Below are 5,342 nucleotides of genomic sequence, written 5' to 3'. Positions count from 1 at the left end.
TCAAGCCCGTTGCGCGCGGCTGTTCCGACCGCGCCATAAAACGTCCAAGACGTGCAATATACCGCGATGGATAAGGTATAGACCGTCGGGTTGCGGACCCAGGAATGGCCATCACGCGCGCGTTTGTCGCCCCACCATGCAATCGCATAAAGCAGACCGACATAAATCAGCGACACAAGGATGACCAGTTCCGAGGATAGCATGGGCTATTTCCTCTCGATCTGGGCGGCACTGCGCAGCGCGCGGGTCAGAACAGCACACAGCGCAATCAGGATGGCCCACCCGGCAAAGAAATAGACAAACAGGATCGGCAGGCCAAGGATCGTGCCATCAAGCGAAAACATCCCCACAATCGGCGGCAGCCAGATGAACAACGCCACCAGCATCAGAACAAGGGCGCGTTCGGTAAGTTTGCGTGGTGGTGTGATGGGGGCCTCCTGCGCCTTGATGGGGAACGCAAACGCGCGTCTCAGTTTTCCGCACGTTCCAGCAGGGCTTTGACCCGGGACACAACATCGCGTGTGGAAAACGGTTTGGTGACAAAGTCATCCACGCCAAGCTCAAGCCCCTTGCGGCGGTCCACTTCGCGGGTTTTGGCAGTCAGCATCATGATGGGCATTTGTCGGGTGTTGGGATCGTTACGCGCTGCGCGCACGACTTCAAACCCGTCGCAAACGGGCATCATGACATCAAGTAAAACCATGTCCGGAATATCGCGCGCAATCATCGAAATCGCCGTACGGCCATCTGTTGCAACACTGACGTCATAGCCTTCCTTTTCCATCAGAAAGCTGAGTGATTCGACAATGGTTTCCTCGTCTTCGGCAATCAAGACCTTTGGTCTCTCATTCAAGGACGTTCTCCCCGATTTTTTGGATTTTTATATTCCCAATCCTAACGACTTACGGGCTGAATGATAATGCTACTTTGGGGTGGTATACATAAGACGTTGCTTGAAAGCTCTCATCGGATCATTTTTTGGCGGTTTTCGGCGTGCCATCGGCCATTTCATAGGCCCGCTGTGCGCAATCATCGCGTGGGCACTGGCGGCATGAAATCCCGACGGGCACCGCAGATTCAGGACGATCAAGCGATAATCGGTCGCCATAAACCACATCATTTGAAAAGGCCGTGTCGCAACCGATCATCACCGAATGAACTGAGCGCGGAACGCCATATCCCCCGGCCCCGGACCGCAAGGCGCGCGCAACAAACAGAAATTCACTGCCATCGGGCAGGCGGACAAATTGTGGAATGACACGTTCGGGCGCGGTATAGGCTTCGTGCACCACCCAGCGCGGGCAGGCCCCACCATAACGCGGCAATTGCAGGCCTGATGCCGAGAACCGTTTGGAAATGTTTCCGGCGATGTCGGTGCGCACCAAGTGAAACGGAATGCCTTCGGCCCCCGGGCGTCGAAGCGTCGTCAGGCGGTGGCAGATCTGTTCCCAACTTGCCGCGTAGCGTTGCTGCAAAAGTTCGATGTCATGGCGCATGCTGCGCGCATCATCCAAAAACAGGTCATAGGGAAACAGCAGTGCGGCAGCAGTGTATGAAATCAATGCCTCGGATGCGCGAACCCGTCCGGCTTTGCTGCCAATCTGGGCGCGATCCAGGATCTCATTGATCGGGTCGGCGGCTTCAAGCCGGCAAATGGTGCGTGCCGCCTGAAAACGCGCCGAGGTGATCGGAAGGGCGCGGGAAATGCGCAGGGTATTGTTCTTGGCATCCCACTGATAGCCGCTTGTCAGGAAGTCCTCGGACGGGCGGCGTTCGATCCGGGTGTTGTGGGTGTCTTCAAGATAATTGATCAGATCGGTCAGATAGAGCCCGCCATCGGGATCAATCACCGGGCGCATCTTGTTGGCGTGGTCTTCAAGGGCAGGGAAGTGGTTGGCATTGTCATACAGCAGATCATCAACTTCCTCGGCCGGGCTGGCGGCCGGGCGGCCGGCTTCGCCACGTTCAAGGAAGTTGAAAATTTCGGTCGCGGATTCGGCAAGGCGCTGGGATTCGCGCACCAGTGTCGCGTTAAAGCGTGCCCGCTGGTCGCGTGACAGATCATCATAGTCATCGAAAATCTCGGCCACTGTCCGGATCGAGGTAATCCGGGTCAGGATCGAATGGCTGGCCTCGGTCAGAAACGGGTCATGGCTGAGCCGTTCGGACAGCGCGTCAATATCATCAAGACCACTGCGGTAGGCCCGATACAGCGACAAGAATGCGGTGATCATGCCCGGTGAAGCCGCAATCATGGCGGGGAATTCGCGGCTTTCGACCGGGGTGGTGCGAAAGACCGGATCAGATGCAACTTCGGCCAGATCCGAAAGCAACCGGCTTTCCTCGGACCCTGACAGGCTATGAGGATGAATTTCCAGTGCCTCGGCAATCCGCATCAACAACCCGCCGCCGATCGAGCGGCGGTTATGTTCGATCAAATTAAGGTAGGACGCCGAGATACCCGCAGCCTTTGCCAGGGCATTCTGGGTCATCCCGATGTCTTTTCGCCGTCCGCGAATGCGGTGTCCGATGGGGGCCTGACGCGCCATACTAAAGTCTTGCCTGTTGACAGAATTTACTAATTTTCACAAAGCTCATCTATATATTTACAAAAAAGTTCTTTTATATCAACTAGGTGTTGATTCATTTTCAGATGATCCTCATTGTTTTGTCAGGTCGATAAAAAAACGAACCAAAAAACAGGCCTCAGATTTCTCTGAAACAGATCCCAAGACATTGGGGAGGAAAACCATGTCGGAGACTAAGCTTATCGGAAATGTATCTCGTCGTACGATCCTGAAGGGATCCGCGGCAACCACGGGTGCAGCCCTCATCGGCGGCACTTTCCCGATGCATTTCATCAAGAACGCGCATGCCCAGACCTTCCGGGGTGATCCGGGCAGTGCTGCCAGCGTCAAACTCGGTTTCAACGTGCCGCAGACCGGTCCGTATGCCGATGAGGGTGCTGACGAATTGCGTGCCTATCAGCTTGCGGTCAAGCACATCAACGGCGAAGGCGACGGCGGTATGCTCAATACCATCAAGCCGCTTGAGCTTAAGGGTAACGGCATCCTCGGCAAGAAAGTCGAGTTCGTGACCGGTGATACCCAGACCAAGTCCGATGCTGCGCGTGCTTCTGCCAAGCGTATGATTGAAAAAGACAATGTGGCGATGGTCACCGGTGGTTCGTCCTCTGGTGTGGCAATTGCCGTGCAGGGTCTTTGCCAGGAAATGGGCGTCATCTTCATGGCGGGTCTGACCCACTCGAACGACACCACCGGTAAAGACAAAAAGCGTTATGGCTTCCGCCACTTCTTCAACGCTTATATGTCCGGTCAGGCGATTGCGCCGGTTCTGCTCGACGAGTATGGCGCAGAACGCCGCGCCTATCACCTGACGGCCGATTACACCTGGGGCTGGACGCAGGAAGAATCGATTAAGGCCGCAACCGAGAATATCGGTTGGGAAACCGTCAACACGGTGCGTACCCCGGTTGGTGCGGGTGACTTCTCCCAGTACATCACCCCGGTTCTGAACTCTGGCGCAGATGTCCTGATCCTGAACCACTATGGTAAGGACATGGTCAACTCCCTGACCCAGGCCGTTCAGTTCGGTCTGCGTGACAAGCAGGTGAATGGCAAGAACTTCGAAATCGTTGTTCCGCTGTATTCCCGCCTGATGGCACAGGGTGCTGGCGAAGCTGCAAAAGGTATCCTTGGGACCACCAACTGGCACTGGTCGCTTCAGGATGCCGGTTCGCAGGCCTTCGTGAAATCGTTCGGTCAGGAATACGGCTTCCCGCCGTCCCAGGCTGCACATACCTGCTACGTCCAGACGCTGCTTTATGCAAACGCCTGCGAAATGGCCGGTACCTTCGCACCTTGGGAAGTCATCAAACAGCTCGAAGGCTTCGAGTTCGATGGCGCGGGCAATGGCCCGACCCTGTACCGTGCAGAAGACCATCAGTGCTTCAAGGATGTTCTGGTCGTGCGTGGTAAAGAAAACCCGCAGTCCAACTTCGACCTTCTTGAAGTCGTCAAGGAAGTGCCGCGGTCACAGGTCGAGTATCCGGCCGACATGTTCGGCGGTGAACTGGGTCCGTATCAAGTCTGATGCACCCAAATTGATGCAAGCAGGGCCGGCCATCTCCCAATGGTCGGCCCGTTTGCCCTCTGGCCTCGGCCTGTACGACTTTTGACTAAGTCCCTTACGAATACGCGGCGGATATCTGATGGACGCTATATTTCTTCAAATCCTGAATGGTCTGGACAAGGGCGGTGCCTACGCACTGATTGCGCTTGGCCTGACCCTGGTGTTCGGCACGCTTGGCGTGGTGAACTTCGCGCATGGTGCCATCTTTATGATGGGCGCATTTTGCGCGGTAACTCTCGAAAAACTTTTGACCCTTTCGGTCAAGGTCAAGGATGAGTCGGTTACCTTCTTTGACGCCTACAAGGAAACGCCCTACCTCGAACTGTGGTTTGGCGATACCGGGACGGCGATCATTGACTGGTCGGTACCGTTATCAATCATTCTGGCAATACCGGTGATGTTGCTCATCGGCATTGTCATGGAACGCTCCCTCATCCGGCATTTCTACAAGCGTCCTCACGCCGAACAGATTCTTGTGACCTTTGGTCTGGCCATCGTGCTTCAGGAACTGGTCAAGGCCGCCTTTGGCGCAAACCCGATCCCGCAGGGCGCACCGGATATCGTTTCCGGATCTGCTGCCGTTGGTGCGATCTTTGGTCTGGGCGAAGCAGTGGTTTATCCGTGGTGGCGTCTGATTTATCTGGCGTTCTCGCTGATCACCATTGGTCTTGTGTTCTCGTTCCTGCATTTCACCACCTACGGGATGGTGGTGCGCGCCGGGATGGCCGACCGCGAAACGGTCGAACTTCTGGGCATCAATATTGAACGTCGCTTTACGATTGTGTTTGGCATCGCGGCCGTGGTCGCGGGTCTGGCAGGCGTGATGTACACGCCGGTTCTGCCCCCGGATTACCATCTGGGCATGGACTTCCTGGTGCTGTCATTTGTCGTGGTTGTTGTGGGTGGCATGGGCTCCTTGCCCGGTGCGGTGGCCGCTGGCTTCCTGCTGGGGATCCTGCAGTCCTTCTCGTCCATGACCGAGGTAAAAGACATCTTCCCGGGCATTGACCAGATCATCATCTACCTTGTTGCCGTCGTCATTCTGCTGACCCGTCCGCGTGGTCTGCTGGGACGCCGGGGCGTGATGGAGAGCTAATAATGTCAAATACAAAAATCGTCTCGCCCAAGAAAGATATGATCTTTATGGCCATCCTGTCGGTCGTGGTTCTGACCATGCCGATCTGGTTGCA

General features: G+C 55.8%; 6 protein-coding genes. 2 read left to right on the top strand and 4 right to left on the bottom strand.

Annotation, left to right across the window (positions count from 1 at the left end):
- The 4 genes from B3Z49_RS05325 to B3Z49_RS05310 form a co-directional block, all read right to left on the bottom strand.
- On the bottom strand, window positions 1–203 hold a 203-nt coding region (locus B3Z49_RS05325; protein ID WP_296988671.1), incomplete at its 3' end, for a hypothetical protein.
- A 3-nt stretch (window positions 204–206) separates the two neighbouring features.
- Window positions 207–344, bottom strand: coding sequence for a hypothetical protein (locus B3Z49_RS05320; RefSeq protein WP_286792614.1), 138 nt, complete (start codon window positions 342–344; stop codon window positions 207–209).
- A gap of 125 nt (window positions 345–469) precedes the next feature.
- Window positions 470–853 carry a response regulator transcription factor gene (locus tag B3Z49_RS05315; RefSeq protein WP_040823096.1) on the bottom strand — a complete coding sequence of 128 codons (384 nt, stop codon included), beginning with the start codon at window positions 851–853 and terminating at the stop codon, window positions 470–472.
- A 118-nt stretch (window positions 854–971) separates the two neighbouring features.
- Window positions 972–2,549, bottom strand: a complete 1,578-nt coding sequence (locus B3Z49_RS05310) for a helix-turn-helix domain-containing protein (protein WP_286792612.1) — start codon at window positions 2,547–2,549, stop codon at window positions 972–974.
- Window positions 2,550–2,751: 202 nt separating this feature from the next.
- On the opposite strand from B3Z49_RS05310, the gene B3Z49_RS05305 reads away from it, so the two are divergent.
- On the top strand, window positions 2,752–4,113 hold the full coding sequence (locus B3Z49_RS05305) for an ABC transporter substrate-binding protein (RefSeq protein ID WP_082923636.1): 1,362 nt from the start codon (window positions 2,752–2,754) through the stop codon (window positions 4,111–4,113).
- A 118-nt stretch (window positions 4,114–4,231) separates the two neighbouring features.
- Window positions 4,232–5,248: a branched-chain amino acid ABC transporter permease gene (locus B3Z49_RS05300; RefSeq protein WP_008889976.1), complete on the top strand. Its 1,017-nt coding sequence runs from the start codon at window positions 4,232–4,234 to the stop codon at window positions 5,246–5,248.
- Window positions 5,249–5,342: the final 94 nt, after the last annotated feature.

The sequence above is a fragment of the Thalassospira sp. UBA1131 genome (genome assembly GCF_002311515.1).
Taxonomy (GTDB): Bacteria; Pseudomonadota; Alphaproteobacteria; order Rhodospirillales; family Thalassospiraceae; genus Thalassospira.
The sequence above is the reverse complement of the archived record's forward strand: the minus strand, read 5'-3'. Positions and strand labels throughout refer to the sequence as shown.

Coding starts and splice junctions, on each gene's coding strand:
- B3Z49_RS05320 (WP_286792614.1), bottom strand. CDS start 344: ATGTTTTCGCTTGATGGCACGATCCTTGGCCTGCCGATCCTGTTTGTC.
- B3Z49_RS05310 (WP_286792612.1), bottom strand. CDS start 2,549: ATGGCGCGTCAGGCCCCCATCGGACACCGCATTCGCGGACGGCGAAAA.
- B3Z49_RS05305 (WP_082923636.1), top strand. CDS start 2,752: ATGTCGGAGACTAAGCTTATCGGAAATGTATCTCGTCGTACGATCCTG.
- B3Z49_RS05300 (WP_008889976.1), top strand. CDS start 4,232: ATGGACGCTATATTTCTTCAAATCCTGAATGGTCTGGACAAGGGCGGT.